The organism is Cellulomonas rhizosphaerae (assembly GCF_003470205.1).
Classification (GTDB): domain Bacteria; phylum Actinomycetota; class Actinomycetes; order Actinomycetales; family Cellulomonadaceae; genus Cellulomonas; species Cellulomonas rhizosphaerae.
This window is the reverse complement of sequence record NZ_QWKP01000176.1, coordinates 1-21,388: the sequence shown is the minus strand read 5'-3', so window position 1 is coordinate 21,388 and position 21,388 is coordinate 1. Positions and strand designations below refer to the sequence as shown.

20 protein-coding genes are annotated in these 21,388 nt (G+C 73.8%); 3 read left to right on the top strand and 17 right to left on the bottom strand.

Annotated elements, in window-relative coordinates:
* The 17 genes from D1825_RS07765 to mraZ all read right to left on the bottom strand — a co-directional run.
* The coding region (locus D1825_RS07765) for a DivIVA domain-containing protein (RefSeq protein WP_118766868.1) at positions 1 to 410 on the bottom strand (410 nt) is incomplete at its 3' end.
* Between the two features lie 160 nt (positions 411 to 570).
* The gene (locus tag D1825_RS07760) at positions 571 to 849 is read right to left on the bottom strand and encodes a YggT family protein (RefSeq protein ID WP_118766865.1); all 279 of its coding nucleotides are present in this window, start codon (positions 847 to 849) and stop codon (positions 571 to 573) included.
* Positions 850 to 852: 3 nt separating this feature from the next.
* On the bottom strand, positions 853 to 1,341 hold the full coding sequence (locus tag D1825_RS07755; protein ID WP_118766864.1) for a cell division protein SepF: 489 nt from the start codon (positions 1,339 to 1,341) through the stop codon (positions 853 to 855).
* A 158-nt stretch (positions 1,342 to 1,499) separates the two neighbouring features.
* Positions 1,500 to 2,225: a peptidoglycan editing factor PgeF gene (gene pgeF, locus D1825_RS07750; RefSeq protein WP_325051471.1), complete on the bottom strand. Its 726-nt coding sequence runs from the start codon at positions 2,223 to 2,225 to the stop codon at positions 1,500 to 1,502.
* Positions 2,222 to 3,460, bottom strand: a complete 1,239-nt coding sequence (gene ftsZ / locus D1825_RS07745) for a cell division protein FtsZ (RefSeq protein ID WP_118766863.1) — start codon at positions 3,458 to 3,460, stop codon at positions 2,222 to 2,224. Before ftsZ ends, pgeF begins: the two co-directional genes overlap by 4 nt.
* Positions 3,461 to 3,675: 215 nt before the next feature.
* On the bottom strand, positions 3,676 to 4,557 hold the full coding sequence (locus D1825_RS07740) for a cell division protein FtsQ/DivIB (RefSeq protein WP_233549706.1): 882 nt from the start codon (positions 4,555 to 4,557) through the stop codon (positions 3,676 to 3,678).
* Between the two features lie 137 nt (positions 4,558 to 4,694).
* Complete coding sequence (gene murC / locus D1825_RS07735; protein ID WP_118766861.1) at positions 4,695 to 6,104, bottom strand: UDP-N-acetylmuramate--L-alanine ligase; 1,410 nt, start codon at positions 6,102 to 6,104, stop codon at positions 4,695 to 4,697.
* A complete protein-coding gene (murG, locus tag D1825_RS07730; protein WP_118766860.1) occupies positions 6,101 to 7,231 on the bottom strand; it encodes an undecaprenyldiphospho-muramoylpentapeptide beta-N-acetylglucosaminyltransferase in 1,131 nt (376 codons plus the stop codon). Before murG ends, murC begins: the two co-directional genes overlap by 4 nt.
* A complete protein-coding gene (ftsW, locus tag D1825_RS07725; protein WP_118766859.1) occupies positions 7,224 to 8,462 on the bottom strand; it encodes a putative lipid II flippase FtsW in 1,239 nt (412 codons plus the stop codon). Before ftsW ends, murG begins: the two co-directional genes overlap by 8 nt.
* The gene (gene murD, locus D1825_RS07720; protein ID WP_118766858.1) at positions 8,459 to 9,865 is read right to left on the bottom strand and encodes a UDP-N-acetylmuramoyl-L-alanine--D-glutamate ligase; all 1,407 of its coding nucleotides are present in this window, start codon (positions 9,863 to 9,865) and stop codon (positions 8,459 to 8,461) included. Before murD ends, ftsW begins: the two co-directional genes overlap by 4 nt.
* Positions 9,866 to 10,948, bottom strand: coding sequence for a phospho-N-acetylmuramoyl-pentapeptide-transferase (mraY, locus tag D1825_RS07715; protein ID WP_118766857.1), 1,083 nt, complete (start codon positions 10,946 to 10,948; stop codon positions 9,866 to 9,868).
* Positions 10,945 to 12,384 carry a UDP-N-acetylmuramoyl-tripeptide--D-alanyl-D-alanine ligase gene (locus D1825_RS07710; RefSeq protein WP_118766856.1) on the bottom strand — a complete coding sequence of 480 codons (1,440 nt, stop codon included), beginning with the start codon at positions 12,382 to 12,384 and terminating at the stop codon, positions 10,945 to 10,947. The genes mraY and D1825_RS07710 overlap by 4 nt, the downstream gene beginning before the upstream one ends.
* Complete coding sequence (locus tag D1825_RS07705; RefSeq protein ID WP_118766855.1) at positions 12,381 to 13,955, bottom strand: UDP-N-acetylmuramoyl-L-alanyl-D-glutamate--2,6-diaminopimelate ligase; 1,575 nt, start codon at positions 13,953 to 13,955, stop codon at positions 12,381 to 12,383. The genes D1825_RS07710 and D1825_RS07705 overlap by 4 nt, the downstream gene beginning before the upstream one ends.
* 61 nt (positions 13,956 to 14,016) lie before the next feature.
* On the bottom strand, positions 14,017 to 15,840 hold the full coding sequence (locus tag D1825_RS07700) for a peptidoglycan D,D-transpeptidase FtsI family protein (RefSeq protein ID WP_233549704.1): 1,824 nt from the start codon (positions 15,838 to 15,840) through the stop codon (positions 14,017 to 14,019).
* Entirely contained in the window at positions 15,837 to 16,250 is a 414-nt protein-coding gene (locus tag D1825_RS07695; protein ID WP_118766854.1) for a hypothetical protein, read from the bottom strand. The genes D1825_RS07700 and D1825_RS07695 overlap by 4 nt, the downstream gene beginning before the upstream one ends.
* Complete coding sequence (rsmH, locus tag D1825_RS07690) at positions 16,247 to 17,299, bottom strand: 16S rRNA (cytosine(1402)-N(4))-methyltransferase RsmH (RefSeq protein ID WP_118766853.1); 1,053 nt, start codon at positions 17,297 to 17,299, stop codon at positions 16,247 to 16,249. Before rsmH ends, D1825_RS07695 begins: the two co-directional genes overlap by 4 nt.
* A gap of 217 nt (positions 17,300 to 17,516) precedes the next feature.
* Complete coding sequence (gene mraZ / locus D1825_RS07685; protein WP_118766852.1) at positions 17,517 to 17,993, bottom strand: division/cell wall cluster transcriptional repressor MraZ; 477 nt, start codon at positions 17,991 to 17,993, stop codon at positions 17,517 to 17,519.
* A gap of 368 nt (positions 17,994 to 18,361) precedes the next feature.
* On the opposite strand from mraZ, the gene D1825_RS07680 reads away from it, so the two are divergent.
* The 3 genes from D1825_RS07680 to D1825_RS07670 all read left to right on the top strand — a co-directional run.
* Entirely contained in the window at positions 18,362 to 19,360 is a 999-nt protein-coding gene (locus D1825_RS07680; RefSeq protein ID WP_118766851.1) for an AAA family ATPase, read from the top strand.
* Positions 19,360 to 20,607: a DUF58 domain-containing protein gene (locus D1825_RS07675; protein ID WP_118766850.1), complete on the top strand. Its 1,248-nt coding sequence runs from the start codon at positions 19,360 to 19,362 to the stop codon at positions 20,605 to 20,607. The genes D1825_RS07680 and D1825_RS07675 overlap by 1 nt, the downstream gene beginning before the upstream one ends.
* A partial coding sequence (locus D1825_RS07670) for a DUF3488 domain-containing protein (RefSeq protein ID WP_118766849.1) occupies positions 20,604 to 21,388 on the top strand: 785 nt, incomplete at its 3' end. The genes D1825_RS07675 and D1825_RS07670, both read left to right, overlap by 4 nt.

Genomic DNA, 21,388 nt, shown 5'->3' with positions numbered 1-21,388 from the left:
CGCACGTAGTCGTCGTGGAGCTTCTGCGCGAGGGCCAGCATGCCGGTGGCCGACTCGGGCTCGTTGCCGCGCTGCGGCGCCGCGACGGGGGCGACGATCGGAGCGGCGACGGGTGCGGGTGCGGCCGCGACCGGCGCGGGGGCCGGGACGGGCTCGGGCGTGGGCTCGGGGACCGGCTCCGGCTTGGGGGCCGGCGCGGCCTGCTGCGCTCCCGCGCGGCTCAGCTCGGCGATCCGGCGCTCCGCGGCGGCGAGCTTCGTCTTCAGGTCGTCGTTCTCGCCCTGGATGTCACGAAGCGTGTTGACGACCTCGTCCAGGAAGTCGTCGACCTCGTCCTGGTCGTAGCCCTCGCGGAACTTGGTCGCCTGGAACTTCTTGTTCAGCACCTCGTCTGCGGTCAGCAGCGCCATGGTCGTCACCTCTGTGAGTCGAACTGTCAGGCCGGGGCAGTCCTCCGACCACCTCGGGCCACCGTAGCGGACATTGCCCGGGCAGCACTCCCCGGGCGTGGACGATCTCGACGGCGCGTCGCCCGGCACGGTGAACACCGGGCTGCCGCCTTCGCCCTGGTCACCCCAGCAAGGACAGCCCCACGGTGCAGAGCAGGAACAGGACCATGAACGCGAGGTCGAGCGAGATCGCGCCGATCCGCAGCGGGGGGATGACGCGGCGCAGCAGCCGCAGCGGCGGGTCGGTGACCGTGTACGTGGCCTCGGCGACGACGAGCGCGACGCCCGTCGGACGCCAGGACCGCGCGAAGACCATCACCCAGTCCAGCACGAGCCGGACGAGCAGCAGGATGAAGAAGAGCAGCAGCGCCAGGTACGCGACGTCCAGGACTGTCCGCACGCGTCAGCTCTGGTTGAAGAAGCCGGCTCGCGTCACCGGCTCGGCGGCGGGCGCCTCGCCCGACACCTCGACGTGCGACGGCGAGAGCAGGAACACCTTGGCGGTGACCCGCTCGATCGCACCGTGCAGGCCGAAGATCAGGCCGGCCGAGAAGTCGACCAGGCGCTTGGCGTCCGCGTCGTCCATGTCGGTCAGGTTCATGATCACGGGAGTGCCCTCGCGGAACGCCTCGCCGATCTTGCGCGCGTCGTTGTACGAGCGCGGGTGGATCGTCGTGATGCGACGCAGCTCACCTGCCTGCGGCGCGGCGTGCGCCTCGTGCTGGGGCGTGGCGGCGACGCGCGTCGGACGCAGCGGCGTGACCTGGGCCTCGTACTCCTGGTGCTCCACAGGTGCCTCTCCCTCGTCGTACTCGTCGAGGTACTCCTCGTGCTCGCCGCGGTCGTCGGCCAGTCCGAGGTACAGCATCGTCTTGCGCAGTGCTCCGGCCATGGCCCTCGCCCCTCCCCCGGAAAGCTCCGGCGTGTGTACAGGTCGTGCGGTGTCCGGACCCCGGATCAGGGCGGGTCCGTCTCGCTGATCACGCTAGCAACGCCGGACACGCCGTCCCGCGCGCGACACGCCCGCGCAGCAGGTGAGTGCAGGTGCTGTCAATGGGTCGGGCGCACAACTCCCGCGAACCTTCCCGTGCGACCCTCGCGCCGGAAGGAGTAGTAGTCGCGGTCCGTCCACGTGTCGGCCGACGAGGTCGCGATCGAGCTGATGCCCTGCGCGCGCAGCACACCGACGACCCCGGCCGGCAGGTCCAGCGCGGGGGTCCCCCACGACGTCAGGGTCGCCGTGCCGGGCACCGCGGCCTCGACCTCGTCCCGCATCGCGGCCGGCACCTCGTACGACGAGCCCGCGATGCTCGGTCCCAGCGAGGCGACGACCCGGTCCCGCCGGGCGCCCGCGCCGACCATCGCGTCGAGCGCTGCCTGCAGCACGCCGGCGACGAGGCCCGGTCGCCCGGCGTGGACGGCGGCGACGACCCCCGCGTCGTCGTCGGCCAGCAGCACCGGAACGCAGTCCGCGACCACGACGGCCACCGCCACCGACGGGTCGCACGAGACCAGCGCGTCCGCCTCGCCCACGGGGCCGGTCGGCGGTCCGTCGAGAACGACGACGCCGCGGCCGTGCACCTGCGCGGAGAACACGACGTCGGCGCCGACCCACGAGGCGAGCAGCGCGCGGTTGCGCGCCACGGCCTGCGGGTCGTCGCCGACGTGGTCACCCAGGTTCAGCCCGGAGTACGGCGCCAGGCTGGTGCCCCCGAGCCGCGAGGTGAACCCGGCGCGGACACCCGCGCCGAGCTCGGCCTCGTCGAGCGCGATCACTTCAGGAAGTCGGGCACGTCCAGCTCGTCGCGCTCACGGCGCGGCGCGTCCTCCGAGAAGATCCGCGGGACCTCGAGCGCGCCGGTGATCGGCACCGGCTCGGCCTCGGTGGACAGGAACGCGGGGACGGCGGGCTGGGCGACGGGCACCGAGGCCGGGATGGGCGCGGTGAGCTCGTCGCCACGCTCCGCCTGCCGGGGCGCGGGCAGCTGGGGCGCCGGGCGTGCGGCGGGCGCCGCCGAGCCGGAGACCTGACCCAGCGCCCGCGAGTCGCGGCGCACCGACGGCGAACCGCCGTCGAAGCCTGCCGCGATGACCGTGACGCGGACCTCGTCGCCGAGGGCGTCGTCGATGACCGCACCGAAGATGATGTTCGCCTCCGGGTGCGCGGCCTCCTGCACGAGCCGGGCCGCCTCGTTGATCTCGAACAGGCCGAGGTCCGAGCCACCCTGGATCGAGAGCAGCACGCCGTGCGCGCCGTCGATGCTGGCCTCGAGCAGCGGCGAGGAGATCGCCATCTCGGCAGCCTGCACCGCGCGGTCCTCGCCACGGGCGAAGCCGATGCCCATGAGCGCCGAGCCGGCGCCCTGCATGACGGACTTCACGTCGGCGAAGTCGAGGTTGATCAGGCCCGGCGTGGTGATCAGGTCGGTGATGCCCTGGACACCGGAGAGCAGCACCTGGTCGGCCGAGTGGAACGCGGACAGCACCGAGACCGAGCGGTCGGAGATCTGCAGCAGGCGGTCGTTCGGGATGACGATGAGCGTGTCGACCTCGGCGCGCAGGGCGTCGATGCCCGCGTCGGCCTGGACCGAGCGACGGCGGCCCTCGAAGGTGAACGGGCGCGTGACGACACCGATCGTCAGCGCTCCGAGCGAGCGCGCGATGCGCGCCACGACGGGAGCGCCACCGGTCCCGGTGCCACCACCCTCCCCCGCGGTGACGAAGACCATGTCGGCGCCGCGCAGGACGTCCTCGATCTCCTCCGAGTGGTCCTCGGCGGCCTTCTTGCCGACCTCGGGGTCCGCGCCGGCGCCGAGGCCGCGCGTGAGCTCGCGGCCCACGTCCAGCTTGACGTCCGCGTCGGACATGAGCAGGGCCTGGGCGTCGGTGTTGACGGCGATGAACTCGACACCCTTGAGCCCGACCTCGATCATGCGGTTCACGGCGTTGACGCCGCCGCCGCCGATGCCGACGACCTTGATGACCGCCAGGTAGTTCTGCGGAGCTGCCACGGTGGGTGCCTCTCGTTCTCGCTTGCCGGCCGCGGTCGAGCCGCGGATCCCCGGAGCCGACACGCCGGCTCCGGCATTCAACCTTCACCCTCAGGTTGAGGGTTATAGTTATGTCAGGTGTGCTGTCAGTGCGTGACGCTAGGTGTCCGACCGCCCGCGATCAACGACCGCGCCGCGCGTGTCGGCGACTGCTGTGATCCGTGGTTGCTGCAGGGCTAGCGGGTCACCGGGAGCTGGGGCGCGGAGACGTCGACGACCTTGACGTCCTTGCCCTCCTTCGAGCCCAGGATCGTGCTCAGCACCGAGATCTTGAGCGGCGTCCGCGCCGCGCTCCCCCAGTCGACCCGCACGCCGTCGCGCAGCGTCATGGTCACCGTGTCCTGCGTGCGCGCGGCGACCGAGCGGACGTCGCCGAGCAGGTCGTCGGGCAGCTGCTCGAGCACCGAGAGCACGGCGGCGAGCGTGCGCTTCTCCCCCACGGGCACGTCGACCACGGGCAGGCCCTTGGGCGCACTGTCCACGCGGCCGACCTGCACGCCGTCCATGTCCAGCAGCGCGTAGCCGCCCTCGTCGGGCACCGCCGCGACGGGCTCTCGCGCGACGATCGTCACCGAGACGCCGTGCGGCCAGTCGCGCATCACCCGCGCCTCGCGCACACCCGGCACGTCGAGGATCTCGTCGCGCATCGTGATGGTGTCCAGGCGCGGCAGCGGGACGTCGGCGCGCGCGTCGACCACGTCCGTGACCTTGTCCACCGCCACGACCGAGCCGGCGCCCGTCACCGTGACCTGGTCCGGGTCGAGCGCGAGCACCGGTGACAGGAACAGGAGCCACGCGAGCGCGAGCACCGCGACGAGACCTCCGGCGATGCCGAGGATCTGGCGGCGCGCGATGGTGCGCCGCGCGCGGGCACGCTCCGCGAAGCGCGCGAGCGACGTGGTCGAGACGACGGGCACGGCCGGTACGGCCGCGGGGGTTGCGGACAGGCGCCGGCCCGACGCGGAGTAGGTGGAGACGTTGCGGTGCGTGCCCGTCGCCGTCGTCGGGGTCGGACCCGACGTCGGGGGCGGCGTGGGCTGCGCGGGCTGCTTGGGCACCGCACCTGTGCGCGACGGGGAGGGGCGAGGCGGGGCCGCCGACGAGTCGGGCGAGGGTGCAGCAGCGGGCCGGGGCGTCGCCGGCCGGCGCGGCGACGAGGGAGCTGCCGGGCGCGGGGCGGTCGGGCGCGACGGGCTCACGCGTGCTCCCCCGCCCGCTCCTCGAGCGCCCGCAGGATGACCGGGCCGAGGTTCGTCACGTCGCCCGCGCCGATCGTCAGCACCAGGTCGCCGGGGCGCGCCTGGGCCGCGACCGCGAGGGCCGCGTCGCGCTTGTCCGGCACGAAGGTGGCCTTGCCGGGCGTGGGCACGCGGTCGACGACGAGCGCGCCGGTGACCTCGGGGTCGAGGTCCTCGCGTGCGGCGTAGACGTCCGTGACGACGACGACGTCGGCGAGGTCGAACGCGGTGCCGAACTCGGTCGCGAAGGTCTTGGTGCGGGAGTACAGGTGCGGCTGGAAGAGCGCGAGGACGCGTCCCTCTCCCGTGACCGACCGCGCGGCCCCCAGGACCGCCGCGACCTCCGTCGGGTGGTGCGCGTAGTCGTCGACGACGCGAACGCCGCCGACCGTGCCACGGAGCTCGAACCGCCGGCCGGTGCTGCGGAACGCGCCGAGGCCCGCAGCCGCGGCGGCGGGGTCGACACCGAGGCGGACGCACGCGGCCCAGGCGCCGGCGGCGTTGAGCAGGTTGTGTGCGCCGGGCACCGCGAGCGTCACGTCGACCTCGGCGCCCAGGCCGACCAGGTGGCCGGACCAGCCGCCGGGCGTGTCGGTGAGCACCACGTCGGCACCGGCGGACCGGCCGTACGTCACCACGGAGGCGCCGCGCGCCGCGAGGTCGTCGCGCGCCGCGTCGACGAGCCGCGCGGCACCCTCGTCGTCGGCGCACGCGACCAGCGTCCCGCCGGGTCGCACGCGGGCAGCGAAGTTGACGAACGCCTGCTCGAACGCCTCGCGCGAGCCGTAGTGGTCCAGGTGGTCCGGCTCGACGTTCGTGACGAGCGCGACCAGCGGCTCGTACGCGAGGAACGAGCCGTCGGACTCGTCGGCCTCGGCGACGAAGGCCGCGCCGGAGCCGTCGCGCGCGCCACCCAGGGGGCCGTCGTCGGACAGGACCGTGCCGCCGATCGCGAACGACGGGTCCGCGCCCGCCGCGAGCAGCGCGACGGCGACCATCGCGCTCGTCGTGGTCTTGCCGTGGGCGCCGGCGACGGCGACCGCGTCGCGGTCGGCCATGAGCGCGGCGAGGGCCTGCGAGCGGTGCAGCACCGCGATGCCGCGCTCGCGCGCGCGGCCGAGCTCGGGGTTGGTGGCCCGGACCGCGGAGGAGACGACGAGCGTGTCGACGTCGTCGACGAGCTTCGCGTCGTGGCCCACGTGGACCTCGACGCCCGCGGCACGCAGCGCGGGCAGGGCCGGGCCGTCGGCCGCGTCGGAACCGCTGACGCGCAGCCCGCGCGCCGCGAGCAGCGTCGCGATCGCCGACATGCCGGCGCCGCCGACGCCCACGAGGTGCACGTGACCGAGGGCGGAGACCGCACTCACGGCCGGACCTGCGCCTCGACGAGGGCCGCGACCCGGCCGGCCGCGTCCGGGACGCCCACGCTCGCGGCGGCCGCACCCATCCGCGCGCGGGTCTCGGGCGCGTCGTCGCCGACGAGCAGGACGGGCAGGTGCGCGCGGATCCACGCGGCGTCGAGCTCGGCGTCGTCGACCAGCACGCCGCCGCCCGCCGCCACCACGTCGGCCGCGTTGAGCCGCTGCTCGCCGTTGCCCACGGGCAGCGGCACGTAGACGGCCGGGATGCCCAGGGCCGCGAGCTCGCACACGGTGCCGGCGCCGGAGCGCGCGAGCACCACGTCGGACGCGGCGAGGGCCAGGTGCATGTCGGTGAGGTACTCGCGCACCTGGTAGCGCTCGGCGCCGGGCACGCCCGCCAGCGCGGCGGTCACGGGCTCGGCCTTGCCCAGGCCGGTCAGGTGCAGCACCTGGACGCCCGCGGCGAGCAGGTCCGCGGCGGCACCGGCCGCGGCGGCGTTGACGCTAGCGGCGCCGCTCGACCCACCGGTCACCAGCAGCGTCGGCAGGGCCGGGTCCAGGCCGAGCGCCTCGGCACCCGCGCGACGCGAGCCCGCGGCGTCCGCGGCCCGCTCCGCGACGAGCTCGGCGATCGTGGCGCGCAGCGGCAGGCCCGTGACCTGCGCACCGCGCAGCGTCGTGCCCGCGAACGTCACGGCGACCGCGGCGGCCCAGCGCGAGCCGAGCCGGTTCGCGAGGCCGGGACGCGCGTTCTGCTCGTGGATGACCACGGGGATGCGCCGCTTGCGCGCCGCGAGGTACGCCGGCGTCGAGACGTACCCGCCGAAGCCGACGACGACTTGCGCGCCCGCGTCGTCGATCGCCTTGCCCGCGGCGGCCACGGCGGCGCGCAGGCGCCCGGGCAGGCGCAGCAGGTCGGCCGACGGGCGGCGCGGCAGCGGCACGCGCGGGACGTACGCGAGCGGCAGCCCGTGCTCGGGCACGAGCCGGGCCTCGAGCCCCTCGGCCGTGCCGAGCACGGTCAGCACCGCGTCGGGGTGGCGCCGGTGCAGCTCGTCGGCCACGGCGAGCAGCGGGTTCACGTGGCCCGCGGTACCACCGCCCGCGAGCAGGACGGACAGCGGCTCAGCCACGGGCCTGCCCGATCACGGCGAGCGAGCGCCGCACCACGCTGGGCCGGGCCGAGAGGGCTTCGGCCGCGCCGGGCTCCGAGCGCGAGAACGAGATGACGACGCCGAGCGCGGCCATGGTCATGATGAGAGCCGAACCTCCGGCGGAGACGAGGGGAAGCGGGACGCCGATGACGGGCGCGAGCCCGATGACGACCGCGATGTTGAGCAGCGCCTGCCCGATGATCCAGCACAGGATCGCGCCCGTCGTGATCTGCACGAACGGGTCCGGGTGGCGGCGGATGACGCGGATCATGGCGAACGCGAGCAGCCCGAACAGGCCGAGCACGATGAGCGTGCCGACCAGGCCGAGCTCCTCGCCGAGGATCGCGAAGATGAAGTCGTTGTGCGCCGCGGGCAGGTAGCTCCACTTCTCGCGGCTCTGCCCGAGGCCGAGGCCGCCGATGCCGCCGCTCGCGAGGCCCCAGCCGCCGTGCAGCGTCTGGTAGCACGGGCCCGAGTTGCTGCAGGACTCGCTGTTGAGCCAGCTGCTGATCCGGGCCGTGCGGTTGTCGCTCGTCGCGGCCAGCACGACGGCGGCACCGATGCCGAAGACGCCCGCGACCGCGAACATGCGCATGGGCACGCCGGCGACGAACAGCGCGCCCGCGACCAGCACGATCATGACCATCGCCGTGCCCAGGTCGTGCCCGGCCAGGACCAGCAGGATCGCACCGGCGGCGACCACCACGGCGGGCACGAACACGTGCTGCCACTGGTGCAGCAGCGCCTGCTTGCGCGTCAGGACCACGCCGAGCCAGATCGCGAGCGCGAGCTTGAGCGCCTCCGACGGCTGCGCGGAGAACGAGCCCACGACGATCCAGCCCTTGTTGCCGCCGACGGCCCGGCCCAGCGGGCTGAACACGAGCAGCTGGAAAACCATCGCCGCGATCAGCGCCGGCCAGGCGATCCGCTTGTAGGCGCGGACCGGGAGCCGGGACAGCACGAACAGCACGGGCAGGCCCATGAGGGCGTACTTGGCCTGGTCGAAGAACACCGCGTACGGGGAGTTGCCGTCGGCGAGCGACTCGACGCTCGAGCTCGACAGCACCATGACGAGGCCGATGATGAGCAGCAGCGCCGAGGCGCCGACGAGCACGTAGTAGCTCGTCACCGCGCTGTTCCACTGGCCGAGCAGCGACCGGCGGCGGGGCGGTTCGTCCTCGGCCGTCAGTCGCGGGGCGGTCGTCGTCATCCGAGCGCCCGCACCGCGGCAGTGAACTCGCTCCCCCGCGCTGCGTACGACGCGAACTGGTCCATCGACGCGGAGGCGGGGGCGAGGAGGACGGTGGCGCCGGGCGCAGCGAGGCGCTCGGCCTCGTGCACGGCGCGGGTCATCACCGTGCCAGTCTCACCGGGCTCGACCTCGACGACCGGGACATCCGGCGCGTGTCGGGCGAGCGCGTCACGCAGCGGCTCGCGGTCCACGCCGATCAGCACGACGGCCCGCAGCCGGTCGCGGCGCGTGGCGACGAGCTCGTCGAACCGCGCGCCCTTGGCCAGCCCACCGGCGATCCAGACGACCGAGCCGGGCTCGAACGCGCCGAGCGACGCGGCCGCGGCGTGCGCGTTGGTGGCCTTCGAGTCGTCGACCCACGCGACGCCGTCCCGCACCGCGACGGTCTCGATGCGGTGGGCGGTCGGGCCGAACGAGCGCAGCCCGTCGCGCACCGCGGTCGGCTCGACGCCGTGCGCCAGCGCGAGCGCGCCGGCAGCCAGGGCGTCGGCGATCACGTGCCGCGGCACGGTGCCGTCCGGCCCCGCGAGCTGCGCGAGGTCGTCGAGCGTCCCGAGCTCGGCGGCGTGCGTGTGTCGCAGGCGCGCGAAGCCGCGGTCGACGAGCACGTCCTCGACCATGCCGACCTGCCCGACCAGGGGCGTGCCGGTGGTGAAGCCGACAGCGACGGCGCCGTCGACGACCTCGGCCTGCTCGACGAGGTCCATCGTGCGCGGGTCGGCCAGGTTGTAGATGCACGCGACCTGCGCGCGCTCGTAGATGCGGCCCTTGTCGGCCGCGTACTGCTCGAGGTCACCGTGCCAGTCGAGGTGGTCGGCGGCGATGTTGAGCACGGCCGAGGCCTGCGGGGACATCGAGTGCGTGAAGTGCAGCTGGAAGCTCGACAGCTCCACGGCCAGCACGTCGTAGGACGGGTCGGTCGCGGCGAGCACGACGGGCGTGCCGACGTTGCCGACCGTGGCCGACGTGCGACCCGCCGCGCGCAGGATCGCGTCGAGCATGCCGACGGTCGTCGTCTTGCCGTTCGTGCCGGTCACCGCGAGCCAGGGCGCGTGGCCGTCGGGACGCGAGGCGCGCAGGCGCCACGCGAGCTCGACCTCGGACCACACGGGCAGCCCGCGACTGAGGGCGGCGGCGATCAGCGGGTGGTGCGGAGGCAGCCCCGGCGACGCGACGACGAGGTCCGCGCGGTCCAGCCCGGTCCCGGCGAGGTACTCGGCCGACGAGATGACGTCGCCCGCGCCGTCATCGACGGGCACGACGCGCGCGCCGGCGGACGCGAGCACGTCGGCCGCGGCCCGCCCGGAGACCCCCAGGCCGGCGACGACGACGCGCGCGCCGTCCAGGTCCTGCGGCGCCACCTAGCCGGACACCCACTCGGCGTAGAAGATCCCGATCCCGAGGGCGACGAACAGCCCCGCGATGATCCAGAACCGGATGACGATCGTGACCTCGCCCCAGCCCTGGAGCTCGAAGTGGTGGTGCAGCGGCGCCATCTTGAACACGCGTCGGCCGGTCATCTTGAAGAAGCCGATCTGGATGACGTCCGAGAGCACCTCGAGGACGAAGAGGCCTCCGATGATTGCCGCGAGGATCTCGACGCGGGACAGGATCGACAGGCCGGCGAGCGCGCCGCCGAGGGCCAGCGAGCCGGTGTCACCCATGAAGATCTTGGCCGGGCTCGCGTTCCACCACAGGAAGCCGAAGCACGCGCCGGTGATCGCGGCGGCCACGACGGCCAGGGCGAGCGGGTCGCGCGTCTCGTAGCAGCTGGGTCCGGCGGTCGCGAGGAACTGGCACGACTGGTTGAACTGCCAGACGCCCACGACGACGAACGAGCCGAACACGATGAGGGACGTGCCCGTCGCGAGCCCGTCGAGCCCGTCGGTGAGGTTGACCGCGTTCGACCAGGCGGTGATGAGGAAGTTGGCCCAGATGACGAACAGCAGCAGCCCGATCGTGACCCCGGCGAACGCGAGGTCGATGTTCGTGTCGCGGATGAACGAGATGCGCGTGGACGCGGGCGTGCGGAACTGGCTGTTCGGGAACTGCAGGGCCGCGACCGCGAATATCACGCCGACCAGGCCCTGCCCGACGAACTTCCACCGCGCCTGCAGCCCGAGGCTGCGCTGCCGGGAGATCTTGATGTAGTCGTCGAGGAACCCCACCAGCCCGAGGCCGGTCATGAGGAACAGGACGAGCACCTCGGACGCGCTCGGCGCGGTCCCGGTGACGATCAGCGCGCCGCACCAGCCGATGAGCGTCGCGGCGATGATGACGACGCCGCCCATGGTGGGCGTGCCGCGCTTGGTGAAGTGCGCGGTGGGTCCGTCCTGGCGGATGAACTGGCCGTACTGCTTGCGCACGAGCAGCCGGATGAACAGCGGCGTGACGAGCAGCGCGACGAGCATCGAGAGCCCGCCGGAGATGAGGACCGCCTTCACGCGGCGCCACCCCCCTCGACCAGCAGGTCGCCGAGCTGCCAGAGGCCGGCGCCGTACGACGACTTCACCAGGACGACGTCGCCCGCGCGCAGCTCGTGCTCGAGGAGCAGGCGGGCGTTCTCGAGGTCGTCGACCAGCACGACCTCGTCGCCCCAGCTGCCCTCGCGGTTGGCCCCGTCGCGGATGCCGCGCGCGCCCTCGCCGACCACGACCGTCAGGCCGACGTTCAGCCGGACGACGAGCGTGCCGAGCGCGTCGTGCGCCTCGCGGGACTCGGGTCCGAGCTCGAGCATCTCGCCGAGCACCGCGATCGAGCGCCGGTCGCGGCCCGCGAGCACCGCCAGTGCCTTGAGCGCGGCCCGCATCGAGTCGGGGTTGGCGTTGTAGGAGTCGTCGATGATCGTCACGCCGTCGGCGCGGTCGACCACGTGCATGCGGTGCGGGCTCAGGGCGTCCGCGGCGGTCAGCCCCGCGGCGACCTCCTCGAGCGTGAGCCCGACGGCCAGCGCGGCGGCCGCGGCCGCCAGCGCGTTGTGGACGTGGTGCTCGCCGACCAGGCGCAGCTCGACGCTGGCCTCGCCGTCGGGCGCGACCAGCGTGAAGCGCGCGCGGCCCGCGCGGTCCATGTCGACGTCGGCGGCCCGCACGTCGGACGTCGGCGCGGCCCCGAACAGCACGACCTCGCCCGGCGCCAGCGCCGCCATCGCCGAGACTCGCGGGTCGTCGGCGTTGAGCACCGCGACGCCGTCGCTCACGAGGCCCTGGACGATCTCGGCCTTGGCGCGCGCGACCGCGTCGATCCCCCCGAAGCCGCCCAGGTGCGCCTGCCCCACGACGAGCACGACGGCCACGTCCGGCGGCGCGATCCGCGTCAGGTAGTCGAGGTGCCCCGGCCCGCTCGCGCCCATCTCGAGCACGAGGAACCGCGTGGACTCGTCGGCCCGCAGCACCGTCAGGGGCAGGCCGATCTCGTTGTTGAACGACCGCACGGGCGCGATCGTCGGTCCGGCCGCGCCGCACAGCTGCGCGAGCAGGTCCTTGGTCGTCGTCTTGCCGACGGAGCCCGTGACGCCGATCACGCGCAGCCCCGACCCGCCGGGCGCCAGGCCGGCCTCGCGCAGCCGCGCGAGCACGTCACGCGCGAGGTCGCCCAGCGCGCGCTCGACGTCCTCGACGACGACGGACGGCAGCTCGGAGCCGTCAACGGCGTGCACCGGGTGCGCGGCCAGGACGAGCGCGGCACCGGCCGCGACCGCCGTGGCGGCGTAGTCGTGCCCGTCCACGTGCTCGCCGGGCAGCGCGACGAACAGGCCGCCGGGCTCGACGTCGCGCGAGTCGGTCACCACCGCGCCGCTCACCACGAGCGGGCCGTGGCCGACCGCGCGCACCTCGCCGCCGGTCGCGGCCGCGATCTCGGCCGCCGTCAGCGCGATCACGCGTGCCGCTCCGCGGGTGCGGTCAGCTCGGCGCGCGCGGACCGCAGCACGTCCCTGTCGTTGTACCGGTGGAACACCCCGGCGATCTCCTGTGTCGGCTCGTGCCCCTTGCCCGTGATGATCACGGTGTCCGGCTCGTGAGCCAGCGCGAGGGCGTCGTGGATGGCCTGCGTGCGGCTCGTGGCCTCGTGCACGTCGGTCAGGTCCGGGCGGACGGCGCGGACGCCGTCCAGGATGGCGGACCGGATGGCCGCCGGCTCCTCGGAACGCGGGTTCTCGTCGGTGACGACGATCACGTCCGCGAGCCGGGCCGCGATCTCGCCCATGATCGGGCGCTTGCCCTGGTCGCGGTCGCCGTCGGACCCGAACACGATCACGAGGCGCCCGGGCGTGATCGGCCGCACGGCCTCGAGTGCGAGGACGAGCGCGTCGGGCGTGTGCGCGTAGTCGACGAGCGCGAGCGGCAGGCCGTCGCCGCGCTCGATGACGCGCTCCATGCGGCCCGGGATCGCCCCCGCGTGGCCGACGGCCTCCACGGCGACGTCGAGAGGGACGCCGGCGCGGTGCGCGACGACGATCGCGAGGGCGGCGTTCGAGACGTTGACCAGGCCGGGCAGCGGGCTGTGCGCCTCGAGCAGCGCGCCGTCGGGCGTGCGCAGCGTGAACGCGGAGCCGACCCCGTCGAGCCCGATGTCGGCCGCCACCACCGCCCAGTCCGCGTCCGCACCCTCGGGCGCGCCGACGTGCGTGGCGAGGGACTCGACCGGGATCTGCGCCTCGCGCACGAGCCGGCGGCCCCACTCGTCGTCGACCACGACGACGCCGCGGCGTCCCTGCCCGGGCGCGAACAGGCGCGCCTTGTCGCGGAAGTAGCCGTCCATGTCGCCGTGGAAGTCGAGGTGGTCGCGCTGCAGGTTGGTGAACGCGACGACGTCGAGCTCGAGCCCCGAGACGCGTCCCAGGGCAAGGGCGTGCGACGAGACCTCCATCGCGACCGCACCCGCGCCGCGCTCGAGCGCCAGGGCGAGGATCGCCTGCAGCACGGGCGCCTCGACCGTGGTGCGCGGGCTCTCGATGCCCTCGTCGCCGATCCGCAGCTCGACCGTGCCCATCACGGCGGTGACGGGGTGCACGGCGCGCAGGGCGGCGTCGACGAAGTAGGTGGTGGTCGTCTTGCCGTTGGTGCCGGTGATGCCGACCGTCGTCAGGCGGTCCGCCGGGCGCTCGTGCACCACCGCGGCGAGCGGGCCGGCCAGCGCGCGCGGATCGTCGGAGACCAGCACGGGCACGGACAGCGCGGCGAGCGTCGCGGCGCCGGCGGTGTCGGTGATCACCGCGACCGCGCCGGCCTCGACGGCCTGAGCCGCGTAGGCGGCGCCGTGCACGCGCAGACCGGGGACGGCGACGAAGACATCACCGGGCTCGACGTCGTTGCTGGCGACCGTGACGCCGGTGACCCGGGCGTCGTCGAGCTGGGCGTCCGAGGCTGTGACCAGGGAGAACAGGTCCGCGAGAGCGGCGAGGCCGTGCTCCGCGGGATGCGCGGGACGCATCCGGGCGGGTGAGGTCATGGGGAGAATCTACCGCGAGCCGGGTGCGCCGACGGGCACGTGCGGGCCCCGGCCGGGCGGGTCACCACGTCGTCGGGTAGAGCTTCGCCTTGCTGCCCGAGGGCGCGACGCCGAGCTCGCCGAGCGTGTAGGCGGCGACCTCCTTGAACACGGGTGCGGCGACGTCGCCGCCGTAGACCGAGCTCTTCGGGTTGTGCAGGATCACGCTCACGACGATCTTCGGGTCGTCCGCAGGGACCACACCGATGAACGAGGCCGTGATGCCCTGCTTGCCCTTGATCCAGTTCTGCGCGGTGCCCGTCTTGCCGGCGACGCGGTAGCCCGGGATCGAGGCGTTCGAGCCCGTGCCGTCGTCGACCACGCTCTCCATCATCGAGAGCACCGTGTCCGCGGTCTTGGCGCTGACGACACGTGTCGAGTCCGCGGTCCTCGCCGGGGTGTAGGTGCCGTCGGGCGCCGTCCAGCCGGCGATGATGTGCGGCTGCACGTGCACGCCGTGGTTGGCGATCGTCGCGAACACCTGCGTGGCCTGGAGCGCGTTGACGGCCACGGCCTGGCCGAACAGCACCGCGTACTTCGAGCGCCCGTCCGGGTCCGAGAACAGTCCGGGTGACTCCCCCGGCAGCTCGATGCCGGTGCGGGTACCGAACCCGAAGCGCTTGAGGTAGGCGTAGCGCTGGTCGGTGGTCAGGTCCTGGCCGATCATCACCGTGCCCGAGTTCGACGACTGCGCGAGGACCCCGGTCGTCGTGAGCTTGAGCGTCGCGTGCTCGTGCGAGTCGTGGAACGTCTGCCCGTTGGACGTCGTGTAGCTGTACGGCACCTTGAACTCGGACGTCGGCGTCACGAGCTTGTTCTCGAGCGCGGCGGCCATCGTGATGACCTTGCCGGTCGAGCCGGGCTCGAAGACGTTCGAGACCGAGGCCGCGAGGGAGCCGTCGGAAGCACCCGGCTTGTTCGGGTCGCGCGTGTTGGAGTCGGCGAGCGCGAGGATGGCCGACGAGCCGACCTCCTGCACCACGACCGTGCCGGACGCGGCGCCGGTCTTGTGGATCGCCTCGGCGAGGGCCGCCTCGGCCTTGTACTGGATGTCCGAGTCGAGCGTCAGGCGCACGGAGCTGCCCTGCTTGGCCGGGGTGTCCTGCGAGTAGCCGCCGGGGATCGGCTGGCCGCCCGCGCCGCCCTCGTACACCTCCTTGCCGGGGGTGCCCTTGAGCTCGTCGTCGAGCGAGGCCTCGAGGCCCTCGAGGCCCGCACCGGCGGAGTTGACGAAGCCGATGACGTTGCCGGCCAGCGCGCCGTTCGGGTAGACCCGGTCGGCGACCTTCTCGATCCCGATCCCGGGGAGCTTGAGGTTGCGGATCTCGCGCACGACCGCGGGCAGGACGCCCTTCTTGAGCACCTTGTACCCCTTGGTGCCGACGAGCATGCCGCCGACCTCGGGCGCGCTCATGTCGAGCATCGGCGCGAGCAGCTGCGCGACGCCCTCGGCACCCTTCGGCACGTCCTTGGTGCCCATGAAGTCGCCGACCTGCAGCTGGTTCACCGAGACCGTGTACCGCTCGACCGACGTCGCCAGCGCGACGCCGTTGACGTCCGTGATCTGGCCGCGTGCCCCGAGCAGGGAGACCGGGATGAGGCGCGAGTCGCGCGCGTCGGCGGCGATCGCCGGACCGTGCAGCACCTGGATCCAGACGAGCTTGACCGCGAAGACCGCCAGCACGGTGACGATCGCGACGGTGAGGAACACCATCCGGCCGCGACCACCCGCGTGGTTGGCCGGCGCAGCGACGCGTCCCTGCACGACGCGCGGGGGCCGCGCACCCGTCGTCGGGCGCTGCGCGGGGACCCGCGTGCGGGGGCGCTCGGTGGTGGGGGCGCTCACTTCTTCGCCTTCGGCGCGCCCTGGACGCTGCCGTCGGACAACCGCACCCACCCGGTGCCGGCCGCGGGGACCATGTCGAGCCTGCGAGCCGCCTGGGCGAGCTCCTCGGGCGAGGACTTGTGGTCGAGGACGGCGACGAGATCCTTCTGGTCCTGGTCGAGCCGGGCCAGCTCGTTCGTCTTGTCGTGGATCGCGTACGACGCCTGGGCCATCTGCGTGTTGAGCAGCAGCGCGGACAGCAGCGCCACGGCCAGCACGCCCATGCAGACGAGGACGAACGGCACGCGGGTGCGCGCCTGTGCGGGTGCGCGCACGACGCGCAGCCGGGCCGACGGCGTCGCCTCGCGCTCGGGGCGCGGCCGTGGCGCGAACGCCGGGGGTGCGACGCGGGCGGTGGCCTGGGCGCTCATGCCGTCCTCCTGCGGTTCTTGCCGGATGTCCTGGCGGGTTGTGTGGGCCTGCTGGGCTCGTTGGTGCGCGGGAGCATGTGGCTCGGCGTCGGGCGCAGGCGCTCCGCGGCCCGGAGCCGGACCGACGCGGACCGCGGGTTGAGCGCGAGCTCGGCGTCGTCGGCCTCCTCGGCGCCGCGCGTGACGAGCCGCAGGTACGGCGTGTGCGTCTCGGGGACGACGGGCAGGTCCGGCGGCGCGCTCGTCGTCGCGCCGGCCGCGAAGGCCTGCTTGACGATGCGGTCCTCGAGCGACTGGTACGCCTCGACGACGATGCGGCCGCCCACGGACAACGCCTCGATCGACTCGGGCACCGCGCGCTCGAGCGTGACGAGCTCGCCGTTCACCTCGATGCGCAGCGCCTGGAACGTGCGCTTGGCGGGGTGGCCGCCGACCTTCCGGTTCGCCGCGGGGATGCTCGCGCGGATGATGTCGACGAGCTCGCCCGTGCGCTGCAGCGGGGCCTTGGCACGGGCCGCCACGACGTTGCGCGCGATCCGCGGCGCGAAGCGCTCCTCGCCGTAGACCCGCAGGATCCGCGCGAGGTCGCGCTCCTCGTAGGTGTTGAGCACGTCGGCGGCCGTCCGGCCGCGCGTGGCGTCCATCCGCATGTCCAGCGGGGCGTCCTGCGCGTAGGAGAAGCCGCGGTCGACCTCGTCGAGCTGCAACGAGGACACGCCGAGGTCCATGAGCACGCCCTGCACCGCGGGGATGCCGAGCTCGTCGAGCACGTCGCGGATCGCGTCGTACACCGCGTGCACGCCGACGAACCGGTCGCCGAACGGCGCGAGGCGACGGCCCGCGAGCTCGAGCGCCTGCGTGTCGCGGTCCAGGCCGATCACCCGGACGTGCGGGAAGGCGGTCAGGACACCCTCGGTGTGACCGCCCATGCCGAGCGTCGAGTCGACCATCACGGCCCCCTCGGCCGCGAGGGCCGGGGCGAGCAGGTCGAGGCAGCGCTGCAGGAGGACGGGGACGTGTCGCTCGTCGGCCGGTCGCTCGTCGCTCACGTCGCCCCCTTTCCCTGCTCGTCCCTGACCTGACCTGCGTGCGTCCTGCTTGCGTCCTGCGTGCGTCCTGCGTGCGTCCTGCTCAGAAGAAAAGGTGTGGTCGAGCGGCCCCTCCGCCGTCCGACCAGATCCCCCACCGGCCCTCTGACGCGGGGAAGTGCGTCAGAGCGGACGGGAGGAGGTCTCACCGGGCGACTGCATCGCCGTGATGCCCCACCTAGAACGGGCCGTTCGGGAAGACCTCCTCGGTCGTGTCGGCGTAGCCGGACTCCTGCTCCTCGAGGTACGTCTCCCACGCCTGCAGGTCCCAGATCTCCACGCGGGTGCCGGCGCCGATCACAGCGACGTCCCGGTCGAGCCCCGCGTACTTGCGCAGCACAGGCGGGATCGAGATGCGGCCCTGCTTGTCGGGGAGCTCGTCGCTCGCGCCGGACAGGAACACGCGCAGGTAGTCGCGAGCCTGCTTGCTCGTGACGGGGGCCTGCGCGAGCTGGCCGTGGTACCGACGGAACTCGTCCATCGGAAGCAAGAAGAGGCAGCGCTCCTGGCCGCGGGTCATGACCAGACCCGTCGAGAGCTGGCCACGGAACTTGGCCGGGAGGATGAGCCGACCCTTCTCGTCCAGGCGCGGGGTGTACGTGCCGAGGAAGGGCGCGGACGAGCCGAAGAGGCCGGACGTCGAGTCACTGGACACCCCGCCTCCCTCCCTTGTCTCGAGCTCGGCTCTCCCTGCCTCACCACGTGCCCCCACGCTACTCCACTTTCCTCCACCGGCAACGGCACAGAACGCCAAATTCACCCTTCTGCCGCATGTTCATGCAGGTCAGCGCGCGTGGGGGGAAGTGGAGGGATCTCGCGCGCTCGCCGCGCCGTGGCGTGTCACGGCGCCCAGGAATCACCCGTTCGGCGGGAAGAATCACCACAGACACGGCGCCGACCTGCGCATTTGCTACGGGAGGGTGGGTGGACGGGTGCGTGGTGGAGCGAAGTGGGGGGGAAGAACCCCGCCGTCAGAACGGTGTCGCCACGTAGGCTTTCCCCAGTTCCGCCAAAGGAGGCGCCATGCTGCAGGCCGTTCCCACGTCGAGCGAGCTCGACGACCTCGTCGAGACCACGACGCGCATGCGCGCGGGCATCGAGAAGGTGGTGACCGGTCGCCCCGACCTGGTCCGCACCACCCTCGCCGTCCTGCTCGCCGAGGGGCACCTGCTGCTCGAGGACGTGCCGGGCGTCGGCAAGACGACGCTGGCCAAGGCGCTGGCCCGCTCGATCGACTGCACGGTCGGCCGCATCCAGTTCACGCCGGACCTGCTGCCCAGCGACCTCACGGGCGTGAACATCTACCGGAGCCAGACGCACGAGTTCGAGTTCCGGCCCGGTCCCGTGTTCTCGCACATCGTCATCGGCGACGAGATCAACCGTGCCTCGCCCAAGACGCAGTCCGCCCTGCTCGAGTGCATGCAGGAGGCGCAGGCCACGGTCGACGGCCACACCTATCCCCTGCCGCGCCCGTTCCTCGTCGTCGCGACGCAGAACCCCGTCGAGATGGAGGGCACCTACCCGCTGCCCGAGGCGCAGCGCGACCGGTTCATGGCTCGCCTCACGGTCGGCTACCCCAGCGTGGACTCCGAGCTCGCGATGCTCGATCTGCAGGAGACCGCCGACCCGCTCGCCGACCTGCGCCCCGCGACCGACGCCGCGCACGTCGGTCGCCTCATCGACACCACCCGCCGCCTCTACGCGGCGCCCGGCGTGAAGCGGTACGTCGTGGACCTCGTGACCGCGACGCGCGAGGACCAGGGCCTGCGGCTCGGCGCCTCGCCGCGTGCCGCGATCCAGCTGCTCCGCGCCGCGAAGGGCGTCGCGGCGCTGGCCGGCCGCGACCACGTGCTGCCCGACGACGTCCAGGAGCTCGCCGAGGCCGTGCTCGCGCACCGCCTGCTGCCCAGCACGGAGTCGCGCCTGTCCGGTCGCGGCACCGACGCGATCGTCCGCGACATCGTCGCGCGCATCCCGCTGCCGACCCCCACGGCCGTCCGCTCGTCTCGCTCCGTCGGCTGATGCGTCTGCGTCCCACCCCCCGCGGCTGGGGCCTGGCGGGCGCCGGCCTGGCGATCCTCGGGCTCGGCACCGGCATGGGATCGACCGACCTGGTGCGCATCGCACTGCTCGCGCTGCTGTGCGTCGGGGGCGCCGCGGCCGTCGTGGCGTGGCGTGACCCGGCCCGTGGCCGGCACCGGATCGACGTGGACCGCGTGGTCATGCCCAACCCCGTGCATGCCGGGTCGGTCGTCGGGGTGGACGTGCACATCCGCGCGCGCGACTCCGGGGCACGCACCCGGCTCGCCGGGCTGAAGTTCGCCGAGCAGGCCGCCACCGAGCTGTCGGCCGGCAAGCCCCTCAAGGCGCGTGTGGTGCGCGAGCGGTCCGAGGTGACGGTCAGCTACACGGTCGAGGCCGCACGCCGGGGTCGCTGGCCCATCGGCCCGCTCGTCGTGACCCGCACGGACGTGTTCGGCACGGTGACCTCCTCCGCGACGCTCGGCGACAGCGCCGAGGTCACGGTGTGGCCGGCTGTCGTGGCGCTGCCGACGCCGTCCGACGTCCTCGTCGGCGAGCCCGACCGGGTTGCGCTGGGCGCCCGGTCCCCCTCCACCGACGACGCGTCCCTGCGTGACTACCGCGAGGGCGACGACCTGCGCCGCGTGCACTGGAGCAGCAGCGCCCGCCGCGGCGCGCTCATGGTCCGCTCCGACGAGCGCGCCGGCATGCGTCCCGTCTCCGTGCTCATGGACCTGCCGCTGCGCGGCGGCGTGCCGCTCGAGTGGACGATCTCCGCGGGCGCCTCGATGGCGCTCGCGATGCTCGACGCCGGCCACCCCGTGCGGATGCTGGACGGCGCGCGGGTGAGCGCGGCCGGCACCCCGTTCGTGCACGCCCGCACCGACTCCGCCCGCGGCGCCCTGCTCGACCGCACGCTCGACCTGGAGAGCACCCGCTCGGCCGGCGAGGCGGAGAAGCACCTCGTGGCCGCGGCCCACATGCTCGACAGCACCGAGGCGGGCGGAGAGATCGTCCTCGCCGTGCTCGGCGCGCTCGGACCCAAGGCACGCGAGTCGCTCGCGCACGTGGTCGACACCGCGCAGGGCTGGGCGATGGTCCGCACCGACGGCGTGAGCGCGGCCCAGCAGCAGGACTCCGAGCACACGGTCCGCGCGCTGCGCCGGGCCGGCTGGCGCGCGGTGGCCGTGACCCCCGGCGAGGACGTCGTCGCCGCCTGGACCCGGATGCTGGGGAGCGTGCGATGAGCATCGTGGCCCGACGAGCTCCGCGCGGCGGCCGCGCCGCGCTCGCCACCGGCCTCGTGGCGGTCGGCACGTGCGCGAGCACGCTCGCGATCGCCAACCTGCTGTCCGCCAGCTCCTCGCGCGGCACGATCTGGTTCGCCGTGCTGCTGCTCGCGGGCGTCGTCGCGGGCGTCCGCGCACTGACGCGCACCTGGTTCGTGCCGTCGGTCGTCGGCCTGCTCGTCGCGCTCGTCGGGGTCGTCCTGCGCTACGGCGCGCCACCCGGACGGCTCCAGCTGGTCCCCGACCTCGACGCGTGGGAGCGCACGCGTGCCGTGTGGGGCGACGGGCTCGACCTCATCAACGTGTCCGTGGTGCCCATGGACGTCTCCCGGCCGGTCGAGCTCGTGCTGCTCGTCGGCGCGCTGCTCGTCTTCCTCGTCGCCGACCTGCTCGCCGTCGCCCTCGGCCGCGCCGGCTGGGCCGGGCTCGCCTACCTGGCGATGTGGATCCCGTCGATCTCCCTCGGCTTCGGCACGGGTGGCTGGGCGCTGCTCTGGACCGGGACCGCCTACCTCCTGCTGCTCGCCGTGACCGCCGCGCCGCACGCCGCCGGCCGTGAGCGGGGCCGCCTGGCCTCCGCCGCGGTGTGGTCGAGCGCCGCGGTGGTCGTGGGCGCGCTGGTGCTCGGACCCCTGCTCGCCGCGATGCCCGGCTGGTCCGCGGTCCGGCTGCCGAGCTTCGGCAGCGGGACGGCCGGGCCGGTGCAGCTCAGCGACCAGCTCGACCTGCGGCACAGCCT

What these genes read in the sequence shown, in the direction of transcription:
- D1825_RS07755 (WP_118766864.1), bottom strand. Translation starts at nt 1,341, where the DNA reads ATGGCCGGAGCACTGCGCAAGACGATGCTGTACCTCGGACTGGCCGAC.
- ftsW (WP_118766859.1), bottom strand. Translation starts at nt 8,462, where the DNA reads ATGACGACGACCGCCCCGCGACTGACGGCCGAGGACGAACCGCCCCGC.
- D1825_RS07705 (WP_118766855.1), bottom strand. Translation starts at nt 13,955, where the DNA reads ATGACCTCACCCGCCCGGATGCGTCCCGCGCATCCCGCGGAGCACGGC.
- D1825_RS07695 (WP_118766854.1), bottom strand. Translation starts at nt 16,250, where the DNA reads ATGAGCGCCCAGGCCACCGCCCGCGTCGCACCCCCGGCGTTCGCGCCA.
- D1825_RS07680 (WP_118766851.1), top strand. Translation starts at nt 18,362, where the DNA reads ATGCTGCAGGCCGTTCCCACGTCGAGCGAGCTCGACGACCTCGTCGAG.
- D1825_RS07675 (WP_118766850.1), top strand. Translation starts at nt 19,360, where the DNA reads ATGCGTCTGCGTCCCACCCCCCGCGGCTGGGGCCTGGCGGGCGCCGGC.